This is a genomic window from Acidovorax sp. JHL-9, from assembly GCF_000426205.1.
GTDB classification, from domain to species: Bacteria; Pseudomonadota; Gammaproteobacteria; order Burkholderiales; family Burkholderiaceae_C; genus Acidovorax; species Acidovorax soli.
In genome coordinates this window covers 148,140-170,090 of record NZ_AUEX01000003.1, presented here as the reverse complement: position 1 = coordinate 170,090, position 21,951 = coordinate 148,140, and the positions used below count along the sequence as shown (strand labels likewise).

General features: G+C 65.2%; 22 protein-coding genes. 11 read left to right on the top strand and 11 right to left on the bottom strand.

The features are described 5' to 3' along the window. The first annotated feature begins 233 nt into the window (after positions 1 to 233). On the top strand, positions 234 to 689 hold the full coding sequence (locus K225_RS0103685; RefSeq protein ID WP_026435153.1) for an Lrp/AsnC family transcriptional regulator: 456 nt from the start codon (positions 234 to 236) through the stop codon (positions 687 to 689). A gap of 86 nt (positions 690 to 775) precedes the next feature. On the opposite strand, the gene K225_RS0103680 is transcribed toward K225_RS0103685, so the two are convergent. From K225_RS0103680 to K225_RS0103655, 6 genes are all read right to left on the bottom strand, one after another. After that, on the bottom strand, positions 776 to 1,567 hold the full coding sequence (locus K225_RS0103680; RefSeq protein ID WP_034711711.1) for an SDR family NAD(P)-dependent oxidoreductase: 792 nt from the start codon (positions 1,565 to 1,567) through the stop codon (positions 776 to 778). Between the two features lie 66 nt (positions 1,568 to 1,633). Further along, positions 1,634 to 2,428, bottom strand: a complete 795-nt coding sequence (locus tag K225_RS0103675; protein WP_026435151.1) for an ABC transporter ATP-binding protein — start codon at positions 2,426 to 2,428, stop codon at positions 1,634 to 1,636. 22 nt (positions 2,429 to 2,450) lie between these two features. Beyond that, on the bottom strand, positions 2,451 to 3,341 hold the full coding sequence (locus K225_RS0103670) for an ABC transporter permease (RefSeq protein WP_026435150.1): 891 nt from the start codon (positions 3,339 to 3,341) through the stop codon (positions 2,451 to 2,453). A 107-nt stretch (positions 3,342 to 3,448) separates the two neighbouring features. After that, positions 3,449 to 4,414: an ABC transporter substrate-binding protein gene (locus tag K225_RS0103665; protein ID WP_026435149.1), complete on the bottom strand. Its 966-nt coding sequence runs from the start codon at positions 4,412 to 4,414 to the stop codon at positions 3,449 to 3,451. Between the two features lie 215 nt (positions 4,415 to 4,629). Next, positions 4,630 to 4,980, bottom strand: coding sequence for a cytochrome c (locus K225_RS0103660; protein ID WP_026435148.1), 351 nt, complete (start codon positions 4,978 to 4,980; stop codon positions 4,630 to 4,632). A 96-nt stretch (positions 4,981 to 5,076) separates the two neighbouring features. Beyond that, the gene (locus K225_RS0103655) at positions 5,077 to 6,801 is read right to left on the bottom strand and encodes an electron transfer flavoprotein-ubiquinone oxidoreductase (RefSeq protein WP_026435147.1); all 1,725 of its coding nucleotides are present in this window, start codon (positions 6,799 to 6,801) and stop codon (positions 5,077 to 5,079) included. A gap of 149 nt (positions 6,802 to 6,950) precedes the next feature. Here K225_RS0103655 and K225_RS0103650 point away from each other — a divergent pair, with 149 nt between their 5' ends. After that, a complete protein-coding gene (locus K225_RS0103650; RefSeq protein WP_026435146.1) occupies positions 6,951 to 7,733 on the top strand; it encodes an SDR family oxidoreductase in 783 nt (260 codons plus the stop codon). 295 nt (positions 7,734 to 8,028) lie between these two features. On the opposite strand, the gene K225_RS0103645 is transcribed toward K225_RS0103650, so the two are convergent. From K225_RS0103645 to K225_RS0103635, 3 genes are read right to left on the bottom strand one after another with little or no spacing between them, the layout of a single operon-like run. Then, positions 8,029 to 9,195 (bottom strand): M20 aminoacylase family protein, encoded by a 1,167-nt coding sequence (locus K225_RS0103645; RefSeq protein WP_026435145.1) that lies wholly within the window; start codon positions 9,193 to 9,195, stop codon positions 8,029 to 8,031. Between the two features lie 38 nt (positions 9,196 to 9,233). Continuing rightward, positions 9,234 to 10,457 carry a diaminopropionate ammonia-lyase gene (locus tag K225_RS0103640; protein ID WP_026435144.1) on the bottom strand — a complete coding sequence of 408 codons (1,224 nt, stop codon included), beginning with the start codon at positions 10,455 to 10,457 and terminating at the stop codon, positions 9,234 to 9,236. A gap of 53 nt (positions 10,458 to 10,510) precedes the next feature. After that, on the bottom strand, positions 10,511 to 11,770 hold the full coding sequence (locus tag K225_RS0103635; RefSeq protein WP_026435143.1) for a Zn-dependent hydrolase: 1,260 nt from the start codon (positions 11,768 to 11,770) through the stop codon (positions 10,511 to 10,513). A gap of 119 nt (positions 11,771 to 11,889) precedes the next feature. On the opposite strand from K225_RS0103635, the gene K225_RS0103630 reads away from it, so the two are divergent. Next, a complete protein-coding gene (locus tag K225_RS0103630) occupies positions 11,890 to 12,357 on the top strand; it encodes an Lrp/AsnC family transcriptional regulator (RefSeq protein WP_026435142.1) in 468 nt (155 codons plus the stop codon). Positions 12,358 to 12,610: 253 nt separating this feature from the next. Here K225_RS0103630 and K225_RS0103625 read toward each other — a convergent pair whose 3' ends face one another. Both K225_RS0103625 and K225_RS0103620 read right to left on the bottom strand, forming a co-directional pair. Beyond that, positions 12,611 to 13,183 (bottom strand): peroxidase-related enzyme, encoded by a 573-nt coding sequence (locus K225_RS0103625; protein ID WP_026435141.1) that lies wholly within the window; start codon positions 13,181 to 13,183, stop codon positions 12,611 to 12,613. Positions 13,184 to 13,244: 61 nt separating this feature from the next. Beyond that, the gene (locus tag K225_RS0103620) at positions 13,245 to 14,060 is read right to left on the bottom strand and encodes an IclR family transcriptional regulator (RefSeq protein WP_026435140.1); all 816 of its coding nucleotides are present in this window, start codon (positions 14,058 to 14,060) and stop codon (positions 13,245 to 13,247) included. A 132-nt stretch (positions 14,061 to 14,192) separates the two neighbouring features. On the opposite strand from K225_RS0103620, the gene K225_RS0103615 reads away from it, so the two are divergent. The 8 genes from K225_RS0103615 to K225_RS0103580 all read left to right on the top strand — a co-directional run bounded on the left by K225_RS0103615 (position 14,193) and on the right by K225_RS0103580 (position 21,931). Next, positions 14,193 to 15,200 (top strand): tripartite tricarboxylate transporter substrate binding protein, encoded by a 1,008-nt coding sequence (locus K225_RS0103615; RefSeq protein ID WP_026435139.1) that lies wholly within the window; start codon positions 14,193 to 14,195, stop codon positions 15,198 to 15,200. A gap of 178 nt (positions 15,201 to 15,378) precedes the next feature. Beyond that, positions 15,379 to 16,065 (top strand): diguanylate cyclase, encoded by a 687-nt coding sequence (locus tag K225_RS0103610; RefSeq protein ID WP_026435138.1) that lies wholly within the window; start codon positions 15,379 to 15,381, stop codon positions 16,063 to 16,065. Continuing rightward, complete coding sequence (locus K225_RS0103605; protein WP_202900015.1) at positions 16,062 to 17,012, top strand: NAD(P)-dependent oxidoreductase; 951 nt, start codon at positions 16,062 to 16,064, stop codon at positions 17,010 to 17,012. The genes K225_RS0103610 and K225_RS0103605 overlap by 4 nt, the downstream gene beginning before the upstream one ends. Positions 17,013 to 17,044: 32 nt before the next feature. Then, the gene (locus K225_RS0103600; protein WP_034711708.1) at positions 17,045 to 18,058 is read left to right on the top strand and encodes a tripartite tricarboxylate transporter substrate binding protein; all 1,014 of its coding nucleotides are present in this window, start codon (positions 17,045 to 17,047) and stop codon (positions 18,056 to 18,058) included. A 13-nt stretch (positions 18,059 to 18,071) separates the two neighbouring features. Then, entirely contained in the window at positions 18,072 to 19,070 is a 999-nt protein-coding gene (locus K225_RS0103595; protein WP_026435135.1) for a tripartite tricarboxylate transporter substrate binding protein, read from the top strand. Positions 19,071 to 19,109: 39 nt separating this feature from the next. Beyond that, positions 19,110 to 20,066, top strand: coding sequence for a tripartite tricarboxylate transporter substrate binding protein (locus K225_RS0103590; RefSeq protein ID WP_026435134.1), 957 nt, complete (start codon positions 19,110 to 19,112; stop codon positions 20,064 to 20,066). Between the two features lie 3 nt (positions 20,067 to 20,069). Further along, positions 20,070 to 20,978, top strand: coding sequence for an amidohydrolase (locus K225_RS0103585; RefSeq protein ID WP_026435133.1), 909 nt, complete (start codon positions 20,070 to 20,072; stop codon positions 20,976 to 20,978). Between the two features lie 20 nt (positions 20,979 to 20,998). After that, positions 20,999 to 21,931, top strand: coding sequence for an SMP-30/gluconolactonase/LRE family protein (locus K225_RS0103580; protein WP_026435132.1), 933 nt, complete (start codon positions 20,999 to 21,001; stop codon positions 21,929 to 21,931). Positions 21,932 to 21,951 lie beyond the last annotated feature (20 nt).

Here is a 21,951-nt window from a genome sequence, read left to right as displayed (position 1 = left end):
GTCGCGTGCGCGACAGTGCCGCGCGGCTGGGCTTGGGGGGAAGATGCTTGCCAAGTGCCCCGTGCGGGCGGTAACCCGCCGGGGCCTTGTCAGTTTGTGCACTCCGGTAAGAGCGCCTTGATGCAAACAAGTATGCCGCCGGGGTGGTGGATGGTTCTTCTGAATTTGCGATGATTTTGGAAATATGCAGAAAAATATTCTGCAAAATTTAAATCCAAAGAATAATGAGATGCATGGACCGTCTTGATAGAAAAATTCTCTCCGTTTTGCAGGTCAACGCCCGCGCCAGCCTGCAGGAGATCGGACAGGCCGTGGGCCTGAGCCCCTCGCCATGCTGGGGGCGCATCAAAAAAATGGAGGAGGCCGGTGTGATCGAGGGCTACACCGTGCGCCTCAATCCGCGCGCGCTCGATCTGTCCGACACGGTGCTGGTGATGGTCACGCTCGACAGCCATTCCGACAACACGCTGGAAAAGTTTGGCGAAACCCTGGCCAGCATTCCCGAGGTGATCGAGGCACACCTGGTGTCGGGTGACTACGACTACCTGCTGCGCGTGGTGGTGAAAGACACGCGCGACTACGAGCGCCTGCTGCGCGAGAAGCTCTACAAGATCAAGGGCATACGCCACAGCCGCTCCAGCTTTGTGCTGCGCACGCTGAAGAAGGCGGATCTGCCGCTGGGGGTGTAGTGGCGGTGGTCCATAAAAATAGCTGCCAGCGCTCTTTGGATAAGCGCTGAAAGCTATCAATTCAGTAGTTAATGCCGGGGGGTACCTCAAAGGCTGTCGACAATGCCGCCTTCCACGCGCAGCGCTGCACCCGTGGTAGCCGAGGACAGTGGCGAGGCCACGTAGGCCACCATGTTGGCCACTTCTTCCAGCTGCGCCGCGCGGCCGATGATGGATGAAGGGCGGTTGTGCTTGACGAAAGCCACGCCGGCTTCTTCCAGTGTCTGGCCGGGCGCGGCGGTGGCCATCAGCATCTGGGCTGCGCCTTCAGAGAGTGTGGGGCCGGGCAGTACGCTGTTGACTGTGACGCCGGTGCCTGCGGCCATCTTGGCCAGGCCCCGCGCCAGGCCCAGCATGGCGGTTTTGCTGGTGCCGTAATGCACCATGTCGGCCGGGATATTCAGCGCCGATTCCGACGCGATGAACACCACGCGGCCCCAGTTGCGCTCCAGCATCTGCGGCATGTAGGCGCGCGACATGCGCACGCCGGACATGATGTTCACATCCCAGTAACGCTGCCAGTCGTCGTCGCCAATCTCCAGGAACGGCGTGGTGCCGTAGATGCCCAGGTTGTTGATGAGGATGTCGCAGCGCGGCGCCTGGGTTGCCAGCTGCCGGCAGCCCTCGGCGGTGCCCAGGTCGGCGGCCACGCCCTGCGCGCTGGCGCCGGGGGCATGGGTCCGAACGGCGGCGACGGCCTGGTCCACCGCCTCCTGCTTGCGGCCATTGACGACCACAGCAGCCCCCGCCTGCGCCAGCGACTTGGCGATGGCCAGCCCGATTCCGACGGTGGAGCCCGTGACGACAGCGGTTTTGCCGCGCAGATCGATGGAGAGCATGGGAGCCTTTCTGGGGAGGTGTTGCAAGACTGGATTGCCGTGAAGCACGCCGCGTGGATGGAGGACTTAGCCCAGCAGCAGCGCGTCGTCGGCCAGCTTTTCGCCGCGCACCTTCTCGAACATGTGCAGCAGATCGGGCACATCGAGGCGCTGGCGTTCTTCGCCCGACACATCCAGCACCACCTGGCCCTGGTGCAGCATCACGGTGCGCTCGCCCACGTCCAGGGCCTGGCGCATGCTGTGCGTGACCATCATGGTGGTCAGCTTGCTCTCGGCCACGATGCGCTCGGTCAGGCGCAGCACGAAGTCGGCCGTGCGTGGGTCGAGCGCTGCGGTGTGCTCGTCCAGCAGCAGGATGCGCGACGGTTGCAGCGCCGCCATCAGCAGGCTCACCGCCTGGCGCTGACCGCCCGAAAGCAGGCCGATGCGGTCGGTGAGGCGGTTTTCCAGCCCCAGGCCCAGCGTGGCCAGGCGCTCGCGAAAGCCCTCGCGCATGGATGCCTTGACGGCGCGGCCAAGGCCCCGGAAGGTGCCACGGCGCTGCGCCAGCGCCAGGTTTTCCTCGATGGTGAGGTCTTCGCAGGTGCCGGCCATCGGGTCCTGGAACACGCGGGCCACGCGCTCGGCGCGGGCCCACACGGGCATGCGCGTGACATCCACGCCGTCGATGGCGATGCGGCCGCTGTCCACCGACTGGTCGCCCGAGATGGCGTTGAGAAAAGTGGATTTGCCGGCGCCGTTGGAGCCGATGACGGTGACGAACTGGCCGGCTGGAATGTCCAGCGACATGCCACGCAGTGCGCGCGTTTCGATCGGCGTGCCGGGGTTGAAGGTGATTTCGAGGTGTTGGGCGCTCAGCATGGGGCTCTTTCGGTGCGCGGGTTCAGGACGGCTTGCGCTTGGCAAATTTGCGCTTGAGCTGCGGGATCACCAGCGCCACGGCCACCAGAACGGCGGTGACCAGGTTCAGATCCTGCGCCTTGAGGCCGATGAAGTCGCTGTTGAGTGCCAGCGCAATGAAGAAGCGGTAGGCAATGGCGCCGATGACCACGGCCAGCGTGGCATAGGCCAGGCGGCGCGAGGGCAGGATGCTCTCGCCCACGATAACTGCAGCCAGGCCGATGACGATGGTGCCGATGCCCATGGAGATGTCCGAGCCGCCCTGCGTCTGCGCAAACAGCGCGCCGGCCAGGCCCACCAGGCCGTTGGAAACCGCCATGCCCAGCAGCAGCATGGCGCCGGTGTTCACGCCCTGGGCGCGGGCCATGCGGGCGTTGGAGCCGGTGGCGCGGATGGCCAGGCCCCGTTCGGTGGCAAAAAACCAGTCGAGCAGCAGCTTGGCGGCCAGCACGATGACGACGAGGATCAGCGGGCGCGCAATGTAGTCTTCCATGCCTTCGGGCTGCAGCAGCACGAACAGCGTGGGGTCATTGATGAGGGGCACATTGGGCCCGCCCATGATGCGCAGGTTGATCGAATACAGCGCAATCATCATCAGGATGCTGGCCAGCAGGTCCATGATCTTGAGCCTGACGTTGAGCCAGCCGGTGATCAGGCCTGCCACTGCGCCTGCTGCGGTGGCGGCCAGCGTGGCAAGCCAGGCGTTGGTGCCGGTGGAGATCAGAATGGCGCAGACGGCGCCGCCCAGCGGGAAGCTGCCATCCACCGTGAGGTCGGGAAAGCGCAGCAGCCGGAACGAGACGAAAACGCCCAGCGCCACCAGGCTGAAGATCAGGCCGATTTCAACGGCGCCGAGCAGGGAAAAGAAGGACATGGTGCAGCAGGACGATACGAGTCAAAAAACAAGGCAGGAGCCACGCGAGGCATGGCTCCTGCCGGAGAGGGCGGGCCTGGATGCCCAACCCTGCAGAGGTGGTGCGTTTACTGCACGACCTGCGCGGCCGACTTGACCAGCGCGTCAGACAGCTTCGCGCCCTGCTTTTCGGCAGCGCCGGGGTTCACGAACAGTTCCATCTTGGTGCTGATCTCGGGCTTGATGTCGCCGGGCTTCTCGCCCTTGAGAATGCGCGCCACCATGCGGCCGGTCTGCTCGCCCAGGTCACGGTAGTTGATGCCGAAGGCGGCGATGGCGCCGCGCTTGACGCTGTCGGTGTCCGACGCCACCAGCGGGATCTTGGCCTCCTGGCCCACCTTCACCAGCGCCTCGTAGGCCGACACCACGTTGTTGTCGGTGCTGGTGTAGATCACATCGACCTTGCCGATCAGGCTGCGCGCGGCGCTGCTCACGTCCACCGAGCGGGGCGCTGCGGCCTCGACCAGCGTCATGCCCAGCTTGGGCAGCAGGGCCTGCAGCTGCTTGACCACGACGACCGAGTTGGCTTCGCCAGGGTTGTAGACCACGCCCACGCGCTTGGCACCGGGAACCACCTGCTTGACCAGGTCCATCTGCTTGTCCAGCGCCAGCAAGTCGGACACGCCGGTCACGTTGTTGTGCGAGGGCTCCCAGTTTTTCACCAGCTTGGCGGCCACGGGGTCGGTCACGGCGGAGAACACGACGGGAACCGTCTTGGTCGAGGCAATCACGGCCTGGGCCGAGGGCGTGGCAATCGCCACGATGGCGTCGGGCTTGTCACCCACGAATTTGCGGGCGATCTGTGCAGCCGTGCCGGTGTTGCCCTGGGCGCTTTGGTATTGCCATTTGAGGTTCTTGCCGGCTTCAAAGCCCGCTTCCTTGAGGGCCGCCTGCACGCCGTCGCGCACGGAGTCGAGGGCGGGGTGTTCGACGATGGCGGTCACTGCTACGGATTTTTGCTGGGCGTGAGCGGGTGCGATCACCGCCATGGCCAAGGCCAGGGCGCCCAGAGGTGCCCAAGATATTTGCTTCATTTCCATCACCAACCTGTGTTTCGTTATCCTGTGATTGCAAAGAAGCCCTGGCGCAGGAGGGGCGCAGAGCTTCGCAGGGAGTCTACTGCAGCCTGCGGGGCGGCGGTGCAGTGGGTTGCTTGCCGGGGGCGAGGGGCCGTTCCATCCGTTGTGCCGCTCCCTGGCGGTGGGCAATGTGCACTGCGGCGCCGTCGCCTGTGCCCCGAACCCGCGGATCAGCGCATGCCGCCTGAGCGGTGGCCGCGGCTGCGCGAGACGGCCCAACCCAGCAGGAGCAATACCACCAGAGCGCCTGCGGCCAAGCCCGCGCGGGCCAGCAGCAACAGTTTGTTGTCCTGGGCGTTGCCGCGCAATTGCGCGACCTGGCTCTCTGTGACACGCGCGTTGGGGTTGCCATATTCCTTGAGCAGGTAATTGCCCGGCGTGGCGATTTGCGGGTCGCTCAGTTCGCGCGCAAAGGCCGGCATGATGGTGTCGCGACCATGCCGGGGCACGCCTTGCAGGATGGCCAGCACGAGGTTGTTGGTGTTGCTGCGCCCCAGCGTGCCGCTGTTTTTTTGCAGCATGTGCTGGCATGGCTCGGTCGACGAGTGCTGTACAGCACAACGCGCATAAAAAAGGGCCTGCAGCGCAGACCCTTCAAGCACAAGTTGCTATGGTTTTTACATGCCCGAGTAGTTGGGGCCGCCGCCGCCTTCGGGGGTGACCCAGACGATGTTCTGCGTCGGGTCCTTGATGTCGCAGGTTTTGCAGTGCACGCAGTTTTGCGCATTGATCTGCAGGCGCTGCGCGCTGCCGCCCTTGGCTTCGTCGGGCACAAACTCGTACACGCCAGCCGGGCAGTAGCGGGCTTCGGGGCCGGCGTATCGGGCCAGGTTGATGTTCACCGGCACGCTCGCATCCTTGAGCGTCAGGTGCGCCGGCTGGTTCTCGGCGTGGTTGGTGTTGCTCACGAACACGCTGGAGAGGCGGTCGAAGGTGATCTTGCCATCGGGCTTGGGATAGACGATGGGCTTGCACTCGGCCGCAGGCTTCAGATAGGCGTGGTCGGGCTTGTCGCGGTGCAGCGTCCATGGGATGTGGCCCTTGAGCGCGAACTGCTCGATACCGTTCATCACCGTGGCCACTGTCAGTCCCTTCTTGAACCAGGCCTTGAAGTTGCGCGCCTTGTTCAGTTCGGTGTAGAGCCAGCTGGCCTCGAAGGCTTTGGGGTAGGCGGTGAGTTCGTCGTGCTGGCGTCCGCCGGTGATGGCGTCGTAGGCCGCCTCGGCGGCCAGCATGCCGGTCTTGATGGCGGCGTGGCTGCCCTTGATGCGGCTGACGTTGAGGTAACCGGCATCGCAGCCCACCAGTGCACCGCCCGGGAACACGGTCTTGGGCAGGCTCATCAGGCCGCCGGCCGTGATGGCGCGCGCGCCGTAGCTGATGCGCTTGGCAGGCTTGATGCCCTTGGCTTCGTCGCCCTCCAGGTAGTAACGGATGTTGGCGTGCGTCTTCCAGCGCTGGAATTCCTCGAACGGGCTCAGATACGGGTTGGCGTAGTCCAGGCCGGTGATGAAGCCCAGCGTGACCTTGTTGTCCTCCATGTGGTACAGGAAGGCGCCGCCATAGGTGTTGTTGTCCATGGGCCAGCCGGCGGTGTGCAGCACGAAGCCGGGCTGGTGGCGGGCGGGGTCGATTTCCCACAGTTCCTTGATGCCCAGGCCGTAGGTCTGCGGATCGCTTTCCGCATCGAGCTGGAAGCGGGCAATGACCTGCTTGCCCAGATGGCCGCGCGCGCCCTCGGCGAAGATGGTGTATTTTGCGTGCAGCTCCATGCCGAGCTGGAAGTCGCCCGTGGGCTCGCCTTCCTTGCTCACGCCCATGTTGCCGGTGGCCACGCCCCGTACCGCAGGTACGCCCCCATTCTCGGTGCCGTCCGTGTAGAGCACTTCCGCAGCGGCAAAGCCGGGGAAGATTTCCACGCCCAGGTTCTCGGCCTGCTGTGCCAGCCAGCGCGTGACGTTGCCGAGGCTGACGATGTAGTTGCCATGGTTCTGAAAGCAGCCCGGCAGCAGGAAGTTGGGGGTGCGGAATGACGATTTCTCACCCAGGAACACCATGGCGTCATCGGTGACGGGCTGGTTCAGCGGGGCGCCCTTTTCCTTCCAGTCGGGGATCAGTTCGCTGAGCGCCTTGGGGTCCATGATGGCGCCCGAGAGGATGTGCGCGCCGGGCTCGGAGCCTTTTTCGAGCACCACGACCGATACGTCCTGGCCCTTTTCGGCGGCGAGCTGCTTGAGCCGGATGGCAGTGGACAGGCCAGCGGGGCCGCCACCCACCACGACCACGTCGTATTCCATGGCTTCGCGGGGACCATACTGGGCAAGGATTTCCTGGTTTGTCATCGGTGTCTCGTCGGGCATTTGATAATGAAAGAATGTTCTACAGGCCGTGCCGCATGGCACTGCCTGGCCAGCGGCTGATTGTATTCATGCGAACACGCACAATCGGACGCGCATATTTCCTCTGTTTCTGATTTGTGGAGAAACTCTCAATGGCTTACAGCATCGATTTGTCCGGCCGCGTGGCCCTGGTGACGGGCGCATCCAGCGGCCTGGGGGCCCAGTTTGCGCGCACCCTGGCCCGTGCGGGCGCCGGTGTGGTGCTGGCCAGCCGCCGGCTGGAAAAGCTCAAGGAACTGCGCGCCCGCATCGAAGGCGAAGGGGGCGACGCCCATGTGGTCGAGCTCGATGTGACCGACCACGACTCCATCAAGGCCGCCGTGGCCCATGCCGAGACGGAAATGGGCTCCATCGACATCCTGGTCAACAACTCGGGTGTGAGCACCACGCAGCGCATCCAGGATGTGACGCCTGAAGATTACGATTTCATCTTCGACACCAACGTCAAGGGCGCTTTCTTCGTGGCGCAAGAGGTGGGCAAGCGCATGCTGGCGCGCTCGCGCGGCGCGGCGCCGGGCAGCTTCACGGGCGGGCGCATCATCAACATCGCCTCGATGGCCGGGCTCAAGGTGCTGCCGCAGATTGGCGCCTACAGCATGAGCAAGGCCGCCGTGGTGCAGATGACCCGTGCCATGGCGCTGGAGTGGGGGCGCTTCGGCATCAACGTGAACGCCATCTGCCCGGGCTACATCGACACCGAGCTCAACCACCACCATTGGGACACCGAGCAGGGCCAGAAACTCATCGCCATGCTGCCGCGCAAGCGCGTGGGGCAGCCGCAGGACCTGGATGCCCTCATCGTGATGCTGGCCAGCGACCAGAGCCACTTTGTCAATGGTGCGGTGATTGCGGCCGATGACGGCTTTGCGGTGTGACGATTGAAATCCCCGAGGCCAGGAAGCTGGCTTTTTGAGATGCGCGCTCCCGTGCGCCGGGGTGACATGGATGCCATGGGCCAGCCCGTGATTGCTGGCGGAGCAATCGATGTGTTCTCCCATTCATCGGTCAATCGACCGCGTCCAGTGGTGTGAGCGCGCGGCGAGCTTGCCATCTTTGTCCGCTACCGCGCACGATCACCAGCGTTGAGATGATCCCAGGCACAGTGACCGCGTGGAGTGGGTCGGACGGATCGCCGCCAGCACCGGTCACGACACCAGAGACGGCTTGGCTTCAGCGCGGAAGGCTTTGGCGAACAATCTCCGCAAAATACCTTGCCCCAATGGGCAGCACTGCGTCATTGAAGTCGTATTGGGAATTGTGCAGAGGCACTCCGCCCGGTGCGCCTGCGGCGCCATTGCCGATGAACACGAAGGCGCCAGGGACGACTTTCAGGAAGGCACCGAAGTCTTCCGAGATCATCATGGGGGCGACATTTCCTTCCACGTGGTCTGGCCCCACCACGGATTGGGCCGCCTGGATGGCTACTGGTGTGCACTGCGGCCAGTTCACTGTGGGAACGAACTCGTGGCTGTACTCGACATCGCAAGTTGCCCCATGTGCCTGGGCGATGCCTTGGCAGATCTCGCGCATGCGGCGCTCCAGCAGAGCCTGAACCTGGGGTGAATAGCTGCGCGTGTCACCCTTGATTTCCACATGCGTGGGCAGCGCGTTGCGAATGCCGTCGCTGTGGATTTCGGTGCACGAAACTACGGCGGGGTCGCTGGGATCGACCGAGCGGGCCACGATGGTCTGAAGCGCCAGGATGATCTCTGCAGCGACCACCAGGGGATCGATGGCCATGTGTGGCCTCGCAGCATGGCCGCCTCGGCCCGTGATGCGGATCACAAAGTTGTCCTCGCTGGCCATGATGCCGCCCTCACGTGTGGCGATGTGCCCGACGGGCATTCCTGGGATGTTGTGGGCGCCATAGATCGCGTCCACCGGGAAGCGCTCGAACAGCCCGTCCCGGATCATGGCGTTCGCCCCGCGGCCATGTTCTTCGGCGGGCTGGAAGATGAAGCGGACGGTGCCATTGAAATCGCGGCTCTTTGTGAGAATCTGCGCCGCGCCCAACAGCATGGCCATGTGCCCGTCATGACCGCATCCATGCATGCACCCGGCGTTGCGCGAGATGTGCGCCCGCCCTTCGGCCGTCTCGGTCATGGCCAAGGCATCCATATCGGCACGCAGGCCAATCACACCCTGACCATCGCCCACCGACAAACTGGCAACGAGTCCGGTGCCACCGATGCCGCTGTGCACCTGAAGACCCATCAACTCCAGAGCCTTGGCCACGAAACCCGCTGTCTTGTGCTCGTTGAATCCGGTCTCCGGAAACTGGTGCAGCTGGTGCCGCCAGTTAACCATCTGTGTTCCCACGCCACTGTCCATGTACATGCGCAGTCTCCTGTTGGGTTGCTAGGGCGCCCGGCGTTTCACTGGGCGGATGGTTGCCACGATGACTGGCGTTGAAGCACGGCCTCGGCACTTTCCCCCGTTCGCAGCGCGTACTCTCCGGGTGCCGTGGCACCCTCCGTGCTGACAATGAGGACGCGCGACTCCGTGGTAAGACCCACTTGGGCCGACTGGTGGGGGTCAGCCCTCAATGCCTGCAGCGCGGCCAGTCCGGCGACGCCTGACTCGCCCGCGACGATGGGGATGTCACGGCCACTGCCTTGGGCCAACGTACGCATGGCGTCCAATGCTTGCCCGTCCTCAATCGTCAGGAAGGCGTCGATCGATGGCTGCAGGAAGCGCCATGCGAGGGGCGAGGTTTCTCCGCAGGCCAGGCCCGCCATCACGGAATCAACCGAACCCGTGGCTCGGGCCGGACGCCCTTCGATGGCGCTCTGTTGCAGGCAATCGGCCTGGGCCGGCTCGACGACGATGAAGCAAGGCCGCTGCTCGCCGTGAAATTCCCACCAGTAGCTTGCCAGCCCGGCAGCCATTCCACCGACACCCCCTTGCAAGAAGACGTGGGTGAAAGCGCCCGCCTCGCCAGAGCGTCCTCCCGCCTGCTCAATGATCTCTTCCGCGATCGTTCCGTAGCCTTGCATCACGTCGCGTGGAATCTCCTCATAGCCTTCATAGGATGTGTCCGAGATCACTTGCCAGCCGTTGACTTTGGCGAGGCGCGCCGCCTCTGCCACAGATTCGTCGTAATTGCCCGCAATGCGCACAATCTGCGCCCCGTAGATGGCGATGGCTTGCTCGCGCTCTTCGCTTACCTTGGCATGCAACACGATCACGCAACGGCAACCAGCGTCCCGGGCTGCAGCGGCCAGAGCGCGGCCATGGTTGCCATCCGTGGCACTGATTACCGTGTAGTCCTGGAGATCTTTGGCGTACCGTCCTGCCAGGATGGCCGCTGGTTCGAAGTCAGGATGCAAGCGCAAGATCTGGCGCACGAGCGCAATGGGTGCTCCCAGCGCCTTGAAGCTTCCCAGTGAAGAGCGCACCGACTCGTCCTTGACTCGAATGCGGGCCACTTTGAGGCGTTCTGCCAAGTCTGGCAAGTCATGCAAGGGGGTCGGTTTGCGGCTGATACCGGGCCACGCAGAAAGCCATTGGCGACTTTGATGGGCTTGCGCAATGCTCATGATCGAGAGCAGTTCTGCAGGATAGGACGTTCGGGCAGCACGGGAGTTGAGGATGAGCATGGCGATCTACCGGAGGAAAATACGGGCCTGGTGGGTGGAGGTGCGATGGCGGCTCAATGGGCACCGAGGCAGTCTTGAACAACATCGAGCAAGACCTGCGCACCCAGGATCAGCTGTTCGTCGTCTGTGTGTTCGCGCGGGTTATGGCTGATGCCACCCCTGCTGGGCACAAAGATCATGGCCGAGGGCGCAATGCGGGCCATCATCTGGGCATCGTGCCCCGCTCCCGAGGTCATGCGCATGCTTGACAAGCCGCGGCGCCTTGCGGCCGCTTCGATACGGCCGGCTATGCCAGCGTCGAACACCACGGGCTGGAAGCGCACCAGTGGCTCTGTGTGGATCGTTACACCCTCGCGGTCGGCAACGGCGGCAAGGAAGTCCGCCAGGCGCTGCTCGGCCGCTTGGAGCCGCAATTCATCCGGATCACGCAGATCGACCGTGAAGGTCGCCTTGCGCGGGATGACGTTGATCACGTCGGGCTCGAGACGCAGCGAACCCGTGGTGGCCAGCGTGGTGTCCGGAGCCGCGGCCACGACCCGGTCGCGGAGGTGCGCAATGCAGGCCGCGGCCGCGTAGCCTGCGTCGTGGCGCAGCCGGGTGGGGGTCGTGCCTGCGTGGTTTGCTACCCCGTGGATCGTTACTTTCTGCCAGGAGATTCCTTGAAGGTTCTCCACCACTCCGATGGGCTTGTGCTCTGCTTCAAGCACCGGGCCTTGTTCGATGTGCAGTTCGATGTACTCGTGCGGCATGATGGTTCCCGGCACCATGGTCCCGGCATAGCCGATGCGAGCCAGTTCGTCGCCCAGCCGTGTGCCGTCTATGCCAACGGTGTCCAAGGCCGTCTGTACAGCCATGCCACCTGCATACACCAGTGATCCCATCATGTCAGGCTGGTAGCGCACACCTTCTTCATTGGTGAATGCGCCCACCACAATGGCGCGTGCTGGCAAGGTGCGCGCTTGACGGTAGGCACGCGCTACCGCCAGGCCCGCCAGAACGCCGTAGCACCCATCGAGGGCACCCGCGTTGCGCACGGTGTCGATGTGCGATCCCATCATCAAAGGCTTGGCGTCTCCTTCGGCCGAGGCTGCATGGAGCACTCCAAAGATGTTGCCGACCTGGTCCACCCGTACCTCTAAATCCAGCTCGCGCATCCAGCCTGCCAGCAGGTCGCGGCCGGCTTTCTCCTCGTCGGTCAGGGCGATGCGCGTGCGACCGCCCTGCGCACTGTCCTGGCCAATGGTTCCCAGTTCCTGAAGTTGGGCCAACAGACGCTCCGCATCCAAGGCGAGGTTTGCAGTTGCCACGGTCATTTCCTTGCAAAGGTGGGAATGGGTGAATAATATTTTTCCCTGCTGAATGATTTTTCGAAATTTTGAGTTTTGGATTGAATGTTTTTCACCAATGACCCCATTGACCTGGTGCCCACACGATGAAGCTGGATCACTACGACCGCATCCTTCTGGCCACTTTGCAAGAAGATGGCCGTGTGCCGCAGAGCGAGTTGGGACAACGAGCGCATCTGTCAACGGCCGCAGTCAATCGACGGCTCAAGCTGCTGGAAGGGGCAGGGGTCATCGAGAAGTTCTCGGCCAGCCTCCATCCCAGGTCACTCGGCTATGACCTGACCGTGATCGTGGAGGTGAAAGCAGAGAGCGAGCGAGCGCACCTGCTCGACGAGATGCAGCGCCGCTTTGCGGCTTGCCCACAGGTGCAGCAGTGCTACTACGTGACGGGAGAATGGGATTTTGTGCTCATTTTCCTGGTCCGTTCGATGGACCAGTATGTGGAGCTGACCCGCGAACTGTTTTTTGAATCGGGCAATGTGAAGTCTTTCAATACGCTGGTTGCGATGAACCGGGTGAAGACTGGGTGCACAGTGCCAGTGGACATGGCGTGAGGAAGAAAAACCCTCCTCGCACCATGTGGGTACAACGCCTTCGCCATTTCACACCCTCGGCATCGTGTCCTTTCCCGTAGCGGGCCATGTGCCGGAGTCGCCATGTACCGACCCGAAGGGCCAGGGCCCGGAGATCATTCTGGGTGGATTTTCCGCGGCACAAGGCCATGCCCTTGCCCGACGGAATGCGGGCTATTGCGCTTATGGGTAAATCACTGGTAGCTATCAAATCAGTAGTGATTCCTGCAGGGTCTTATTTCTGCTTGGGCACCCGCCCCATCAGATAGAACTCGGGGTTGGGCTGCATGCCCGCAAAGCTGGCCATGCGGTTGGAGAGGCCAAAGAATGCCGTGATGGCGGCAATGTCCCAGATGTCCTCGTCGTCCAGACCATGGGCGTGCAGGGCGGTGAAGTCGGCGTCTTCCACCTCGTGCGCGCGCTGGCAGACCTTCATTGCGAAGTCGAGCATGGCGCGCTGGCGCGGCGTGATGTCCGCCTTGCGGTGGTTCACGGCCACCTGGTCGGCCACGAAGGGGTTCTTTTCGTAGATGCGCAGGATGGCGCCATGCGCCACCACACAGTACAGGCACTGGTTGGCAGCGCTGGTGGCGGTGACGATCATCTCGCGCTCGCCCTTGGTCAGGCGGCCTTCTTCCTTGAGCATGAGCGCATCGTGGTAGGCAAAAAACGCCCGCCATTCGGCCGGGCGGCGCGCAAACGCCAGGAACACATTGGGAATGAAACCGGCTTTTTCCTGCACTTCCAGGATGCGTGCGCGGATGTCTTCGGGCAGGGTGCTCAGGTCGGGGAAAGGGTAGCGGCGCATGCGGTCTCCTGTGTGTGGTGTTGTCTGACGGGTTGACGGTAGGACAGCAGTGTGGCCCGGATTACGGATGCCATTGGGTGGCACGCACCGGACTCTGTGATGGCGCGGCCGTGTTGCCTGCCAGAGCGTACGACAGGCGGGTGGCGGCGGCGACCACGGTCTGTGCGAGGGCTTCGAGTTTGTTGGCGGGCAGGCGCGACGCCGGGCCCGAAATGCACACCGACCCCATCAATCGCCAATGCATTCCGAACACCGGGGCCGACACCGTGGCCACGCCCTGTTCGCGCTCGCCGATGGACCAGTGGTAGCCCTTCTTGCGGATCTCTTCGTAGGCCTTGCCTGGTTCGCCCGAGAAGGCCAGGATCACGCGGCCCGGCGAGCCCTTGTCCAGCGGCAGTCCTTCGCCCATGCGGGCGTGGTGGCGCAGGGCCTGCGGGCCTTCCACGCGCACCAGGCAGGTGCGCACATGGCCCTCGCGCACATAGAACGCCGCGCTTTCGCCGGTGGCGTGCGTCAGCTCGCGCAGCGCGGGTTCCAGCACGTTCTGCACATCAAAGCCCGCCTGGTAGCGCGCGCCCAGCCAGCCTGCGGCCGGGCCCAGGCGCCAGTCGCCGTCTTCGCGCTGCACCATGAAGCCCGATTGCGCCAGTGTGCGCGCCAGGCGCAGCACCGTGGTCTTGTGCAGACTGCAGCGGCGGCTCAGTTCGGCCAGCGGCAGGCTGGATTCACCCAGCGCAAAGGCCTCCAGCACCTGCAGGGCGCGCGTGACGGCGATGACGCCTCCGGTGTCTTTGGCTGCCGCCGCAGCGTCCATGGCGGGTGGCTCCGGGGCCCTGGATGGGGCTGGGCGCAGGGGTTGGGCAGGGCTGTTGCTCATGGCGGAATTCGTTTCATTGTGTGCAACTGCATTGTATGGGTTGAAACGTCTGCGTAAAGTCGCACCCACGGCGCTGGGCATGAAGAACTCTTGCTCAACGGCGTGACGAACCACCATAACGGAGACAAATCCATGCCAGTGCTTTCATCGCTTTCGCGTTCCTTCGGTGCACAGCTGTGCGCTGCCCTCCTGGGCCTTGCCTCTGCTGCCATACCCACCGGCGCCGCCCTGGCACAGGCTGCCTATCCAGCCAAGCCCATCCGCCTGATCGTTCCATTCCCGCCCGGCGGCGGCACCGACATGATCGCGCGCACCCTGGCACAAAAGCTTACCGACCAGAACAAGTGGAACGTGATCGTGGATAACCGCCCCGGCGCGGGTGGCAACCTGGGCGTGGATGCCGCAGCCAAATCACCGGCCGACGGCTACACCCTGGTCATGGGCCAGACCAGCAACCTGGCCATCAACCCCACGCTGTACCCCAAGCTGCCCTACGACCCGCTCAAGGACCTGGTGCCCGTGGGCCTGGTGTCGTCCTCGCCCATCGTGATGGCCGCGCCGGCCAACTCGCCTTTCAAGACCTTCGCCGATGTGGTGGCGGCCTCCAAGGGCAAGCCCGATGCGCTGACGCTGGGCTACTCGGGCAACGGCACCGTGGCCCACCTGGCGGGCGAACTGGCCGAGAATGCCGCGGGCATCCAGCTGCGCCACATCCCCTACAAGGGCGCGGCCCAGGCCATGACGGACCTGGTGGGCGGGCAGATCGACCTGTACATGTCGTCCGTGCCCACGCTGCTGGGCCAGGTGCGCAACGGCAAGCTCAAGGTGCTGGCCATCACCTCGGCCAAGCGCTCATCCCAGTTGCCCGACGTGCCGACGCTCGCCGAGTCGGGCTACAAGGGCTTCGAGGCCGTGACCTGGTTTGGCATCCTGGCGCCCGCCGGTACGCCTGCGCCCATCGTGGCGCAGCTCAACAAGGCCATCAACGCGGCCCTGCAGCAGCCCGACGTGGCAGACAAGCTGCGCTCCGAGGGCGGTGACGTGCTGGGCGGCTCGGCCGAGCAGTTCAGCGCACTGCTGAAGGCCGAAGTGCCGCGCTGGGCCAAGATCGTCAAGGACTCGGGCGCCAGCCTGGACTGACGCGTTCGCTGGGGCAGAGCGCACTGTGCATGCCCCAGTCCTTCTTTTTCCATGCATCTCGCCGACAGCCGCCCATCGTTGGGTGGTGGCGCCGCGGCATGGGCGCTTTGCAGGCAAGGCCAAGCCTGCTGCGCAGTGCTGATTTCACTGTTACCACCGTTCTTCACAAAGATTCACCATGAGCCAACTCCCTGAAATCATCCGCACCATCGACCGCGTGAGCGCCGACGTGGTGCAACAAGCCGCCACCTACCAGGCCGCCATCCTGGCCGACGTGGCGGGCCGCCGCGGCACCATGCACGGCCGCGTGGCGCCCGTGCACCAGGCCATGAAGGTGGCTGGCCCCGCCTTCACCGTGGAAGTGCGCCCCGGCGACAACCTCATGATCCATGCCGCCATCGCCCTGGCCCAGCCGGGCGACGTGCTGGTGATCGACGGCAAGGGCGACCAGACCGCCGCGCTGATGGGCACGCTGATGCTCAGCGCCTGCAAGAAGCGCGGCCTGGCGGGCGTGATCGTGGACGCCGCCATCCGCGACAAGCTGGAAATTCTCGAGCTGGACTTCCCCGTGTTCAGCGCGGGCTTCAACCCCGCAGGTCCTACCAAGTACGTGCCCGGCCGCATCAACCACCCCATCAGCGCCGGTGGCGCGGTGGTGAACCCCGGTGACCTGGTGGTGGGCGACGCCGATGGCGTGGTCGTCATCGAGCGCGAGAAGGCCCCCGGCATGCTGGCCCTGGCCGACAAGAAGGTGGCCGACGAAGCCGCCCGCATCGAAGCCATTGCCCGCGGTGACACCGCATCGAAATGGCTGCCTGCCGCCCTGCGCGCTGCGGGCATGCTCAAGGAAGGGGAATCGCTGTGAGCAACGCTACTCACCCCGTCATCGTCGTGACCGGCGCCGACCTGGCGCGACAAGCGCTGGACCTGCTCACAGGCTACGAAATCGTCTACGCAGGCAAGACACCGACCGAAGACGACATGGTGGCCCTGTGCCGCGCACACAATCCCGTGGCCATCATCGTGCGCTACGGCAAGGTGGGCGCAGCGGTGATGGACGCGGCCCCCGCGCTCAAGGTCATCTCCAAGCACGGCAGCGGCACCGACACCATCGACAAGGTGGCCGCGAAAGCCCGTGGCATTGAGGTGGTGGCCGCCGTGGGCGCCAACGCTGCGGCCGTGGCCGAGCAGGCCCTGGCCCTGTTGCTGGCCTGCGCCAAATCCGTGGTGGCACTGGATGCGCGCATGCACTCCGGTCACTGGGACAAGGCCACGCACAAGAGCCTGGAACTGGGTGGCCGCACCGTGGGCCTGGTGGGCCTGGGCGCCATTGGCCTGCGCTTTGCCAAGATGGCCGACGCCCTGGGCATGCGCGTGATCGGCTTCGATCCATTTGCCAAGAACCTGCCCGCCTATGTGCAGGCGGTGGACCTGGAAACGATCTGGCGCGAATCGGATGCGATCTCGCTGCACTGCCCGCTGACCGAGGAAAACCGCAACCTGCTCAACGCTGCCACGCTGGCCCAATGCAAGCGCGGCGTGATCGTGGTGAACACGGCACGGGGCGGCCTGATCGACGAAGCCGCGCTGCTGGCCGCCGTGCGCTCGGGCCAGGTCATGGCCGCCGGGCTGGACAGCTTTGCGGTGGAGCCCATGACGGCAGGCCACCCCTTCCAGGGCGAGAAAAACATCATCCTCAGCCCCCACATCGGCGGCGTGACGAGCGATGCCTACGTGAACATGGGTGTGGGTGCTGCCCAGAACCTGCTGGCCGTGCTGGCCCGCAGCACCGCGGAAGCCGCCACGGCCTGAGCAGCCGCGCCCGGAACCCCAGGAGACAAGCCATGCCACAGAATTTCAAGAAGAATCGCCCCCTGGCGCTTGTGTACAGAGCGCTGGCAGCTGCATTTTTAGTAGCGTCCGCCGCCACAGGTCTGGCCCCTGCGGCGCAGGCCCAGGGCGCCTGGCCCGACAAGCCGCTCAAGCTGGTCGTGCCGTACCCGGCCGGCGGCAACGCCGACAACACCGCACGCCTGCTGGCCACGCAACTGGGCCAGCGCCTGGGCCAGCAGGTGGTGGTGGACAACCGCCCCGGCGGCAGCGGTACGATTGGCGCGGCGGCTGTGGCCAAGGCGCCGGCCGATGGCTACACGCTGCTGCTCGATGCCACGGCCTTCACCGTCAACCCCAGTCTGTTCCCCAAGCTGCCGTTCGAAGCCAGCAAGGACTTCGCACCCATCTCGCTCGTGCTGCAAGTGCCGCTGCTGATGGTGGTGCCGGCCATGTCGCCCTTCCAGTCGGTGGCCGATGTGGTCAAGGCCGCCAAGGCTCGCCCCGGTAACCTGACCTATGCATCGGCCGGCAACGGTGGCGCCCAGCACCTGGCGGGCGAGCTGTTCAAGCAGGGGCAAAAAGTGGCCATCACCCACATCCCCTACCGGGGCGGCGCGCCCGCGCTCACCGACCTGATCGGTGGGCAGGTGGATGTGATGTTCAGCGCCACCACGGCCAGCGGCCCATTCGTCAAAAGCGGCAAGCTGCGGGCGCTGGCCATCACCTCGCCCCGCCGCGCCGAGGGCTGGGAGGCCGTGCCCACCGTGGCCGAGTCCGGCGTGCCCGGCTTTCAGGTCAGCGAGTGGAATGGCTTGTTCGCCCCCGCAGGCACGCCGCGCCCCGTGCTGGAGCGGCTGGAGGCCGAGACCCGCGCCATCGTGGCCAGCCCCGAGATGAAGAAGCGTTTTGCCGAGCTGGGCGTGCAGGGCATGGGCTCCAGCGCGCAGGAGTTCAGCGCCTTCTTGAAAACCGAAACCACGAAGTGGGCCGAGGTCATTCGCACCAGCGGCATCCGCATTGATTGAAGGAGTCTTCACCATGTTGAAGAAAAAAATGCCTCTGGCGCTCATCCATCAAGCGCTTGCAGCTATTTTTTTGGTAGCATCTGGCGCAGCCCAAGCGCAAACGGGCGCAGCGGCCTATCCGACCAAACCCGTGAAGCTGGTCGTGGGCTTTGCCGCGGGCGGCCCCACCGATGTGGTGGCACGCGCCTTTGCCGACCACGCCAGCAAGGCCCTGGGCCAACCGTTCATCATCGACAACAAGCCGGGCGCGGGCACCATCATTGCCGCGCAGGCCGTGGCCAGTGCCCCGGCCGATGGCTACACGCTGCTGTTCGGCGCCACCAACCACACCATGATTCCGGGGCTGTACCAGGGCCGCGTCAAGTTCGATGCGGCGAAGTCCTTCCGTCCCCTGTGCACCGTGGCGGGCAGCCCCACGGTGCTGGTGGTGGCCCCCAGCCTGCCCGTGAAGACGCTGGCCGACTACCTGGCCAAGGCCCGCGCCGAGCCCGGCCGCGTGACCGCCGGCACGGCCGGGGTGGGCAGCTCGGGCCACTTCGCCACCGAGGTGTTTGCCCGCGCCCAGGGCCTGCAGCTCAACCATGTGCCCTACAAGGGCGCGGCACCCGTGGTGACGGACTTGATGGGCGGCCAGCTCGACAGCTCTTTCGCCACCCTGGGTTCGGTGCTGCCGCAGATCAAGAGCGGCAAGCTGCGCGCGCTGGCCGTCGGCGCACCCCAGCGCTCGGCCCTGGTCCCCGACGTGCCCACCTTTGCCGAGGCGGGCGGTGGCAACTACGCCGCCGACGTGTGGTACGGCGTGCTGGCCCCTGCGGGCCTGCCCGAGCCCATCGCCCAGGCGCTGGAGCGCACGGCGGCCGACTTTGCCAAGAGCGAATCGGCCGTTGAGAAGCTGCGCGGCCTGGGCATGGAGGCTGAATCGGTCTGCGGCAATGCCTTTTCCGCCCGTGTGGCGCGCGAGGTGGCGACGCACAGCCAGATTGCCAAAGCGCTCGATCTGAAAGCGGATTGAGTCGCCCTGTTGTAGAACCAGAACCCATCGGAGATACCCATGCTTTCCTTTTTCAAACCCCTGATCGCCGCCTGCGCCCTGGCTGCGGGTGTGGCCCATGCTGCCTTCCCTGAGCGGCCCATCACCATCGTCGTGCCCTATGCCCCTGGCGGCGCGGCCGATGCCGTGGCCCGCGTGGTCGCCACCCGCCTGGGCGCCAAGCTGGGCGGCAGCGTGATCGTGGACAACAAGGCCGGTGCCAGCGGCACCATTGGCGCCAGCTACGTGGCCAAGGCGCCGGCCGACGGCTACACCATGCTGTACGACGCCACGCCGTACTCCATCAACCCGCACCTGTTTCCCAAGATGCCGTATGCCGCCAACGCACTGCAGCCGCTGTCGCTGGTGCTGCTGGCGCCCAACGTGCTGATCGTCAAAAGCGATGCACCGTACAAGAACGTGGGTGAGCTGATCGCCAAGGCCAAGGCCCAGCCGGGCAAGATCAACTTTGCCTCGGGCGGCAGCGGCACGGTGCAGCGCCTGGCAGCAGAGCTGATGGCCCAGAAGCTGGGCCTGGACATGGTGCATGTGCCCTACAAGAGCGGCGGCCCTGCCATCACCGATGTGATCGCCGGCCAGGTGGACTTCATGTTCGGCACCGTCGCCGCCACCTACCCGCATGTGTCGGGCGGCAAGCTGCGCGCGCTGGCCGTGTCGGCGCCAGAGCGTTCCAAGCGCCTGCCCGATGTGCCCACGGTGGCCGAGGCGGCCATCCCTGGCTACGAGGCTTATGAGTGGAACGGCGTGTTCCTGCCCGCGGGCGTGCCTGCCCCCATCGCCACCAAGCTGCAGCAGGCCCTGCAAGAGGTGCTGAAGGAAGACGAAGTGAAGCAGCGCCTGGCCGACCTGGGCGCGCAGCCGGTAGGCTCCACCCCCGCAGACTTTGCTGCCTTCTTGAAGAAAGAGGATGCGAAGTGGGGCGAGGTGGTGAAGAAGGGCAATATCAAACTCGACTGACCCATGCCCCTGCCAGCGCTTACCACGCCCGTGCCGCACTCGGTGGGCCTGAACCGTCCGCGGCGCCCGCTGCCGCCCGGTGCGTGCGACAGCCACATGCACATCTTTGACCCGCGCTTTGCGCCGTCAGCCCACTGGCCGCGCACGCCGCCGGTGGCGCCCGTGGCGGTGTACCGGCAACTGCAGGCGCGCCTGGGCACCACGCGCACGGTGGTGGTCACGCCCTCCACCTACGGCACCGACAACGCCTGCACGCTGGATGCGCTGGACCAACTGGGCAACGATGCGCGCGGCGTGGCCGTAGTGGGCGAGGACGTGAGTGCCGATGAACTGGCCCATCTGGCCGCACGCCGTGTGCGCGGGCTGCGGGTCAACTTTGTCTCGCCCCAATCGTGGGGCACCACCACGCCCGACATGCTGGCCACCCTGGCCCGCAAGCTGGCCGAGCACCCGGCCTGCGCGGGCTGGCACATCCAGATCTTTGCGCACCCCGAGCAGCTCATCGCGCTGGCGCCCCAGTTGCAAACCCTGCCCGTGCCCCTGGTCATCGACCACCTGGGCCGCATCGACCCGGCTGAAGGCCCCGCTGCGCAGGCCTATGGCGTGGTGCGCGGCTTGCTGGATGGGGGCAACACCTGGGTCAAGCTCTCGGGTGCCTACATGCGCTCGACCGTGCATGGCCCGAGCTATGCCGACATGCTGCCGCTGGGCCAGGCCCTGGTGCAGGCTGCGCCCGACCGCCTGGTGTGGGGCAGCGACTGGCCGCACACCACCGAGACGCCCGGCACCGTGAACGATGCCGATCTGGTGGACCTGCTGCAGGCCTGGGCTGGCAGCGATGCCGCCATGGACCGCATCCTGGTCGACAACCCGGCGCGGCTGTATGGTTTCGATACCGCCGCCCCCGCCTGAACGAATTGGAAAGACCCGCCATGTTTTTGCTGCAAGCCCCTGAGGTTCGCGACCTCGATGTCTTCACCACCATGCCCGAGCACTTTCGCCGCCGCGAGCGCAGCGACTGGGCCGATGCCAACCGGGGCGGCACCATCACCGATTCGTTTCTCGAAGGCCCGGTGTTCGACGACGCAGGCAACCTCTACGTCAGCGACATCCCCTGGGGCCGCGTCTTTCGCATCAACCCGCAAGGCGAATGGGCGCTGGTGGCCGAGTACGACGGCGAGCCCAACGGCCTGAAGTTCTTGAAGCCCGGCACGCTGCTCATCACCGACTACAAGAACGGTTTGATGCAGCTCGACGTGGCCACGGGCGCCGTTACCCCGTACCTGCAGCGCCGCAACAGCGAGCGCTTCAAGGGTGTGAACGACCTGATCTTTGACGCCGAAGGCAACCTCTACTTCACCGACCAGGGCCAAAGCGGCCTGCACGACCCGAGTGGCCGCCTGTACCGCCTGCGGCCCAATGGCCAGCTGGATCTGCTGCTGCACAACGTGCCCAGCCCCAACGGCGTGGCCCTGTCGCCCGACGGGCGCGTGCTCTACCTGGCGGTGACGCGCGGGAACTGCGTGTGGCGCGTGCCGCTGCTGCCCGACGGCAGCGTGGCCAAGGTGGGCCAGTTCTTCACCTCCTACGGTCCCAGTGGTCCTGATGGGTTGGCGGTGGATGGGGCGGGGCGCCTGCTCGTGGCCAACCCGGGCCTGGGCTATGTGTGGGTGTTGAACCACCGGGCCGAGCCGGAATGCGTGTTGCGCGGACCCGCCGGGGCTTCCACCACCAATCTGGCTTTCGGTGGAGAAGGGCACAGGGTGGTATACGTCACCGATTCGACGCACGGCCATATCCTGCACGCGGACCTGGGCACACCGGGCCTGCAAACGGGTAAGGCCGCAGGCGGCTATCGAAAATAGTGCAATCACTGGCGTACTGC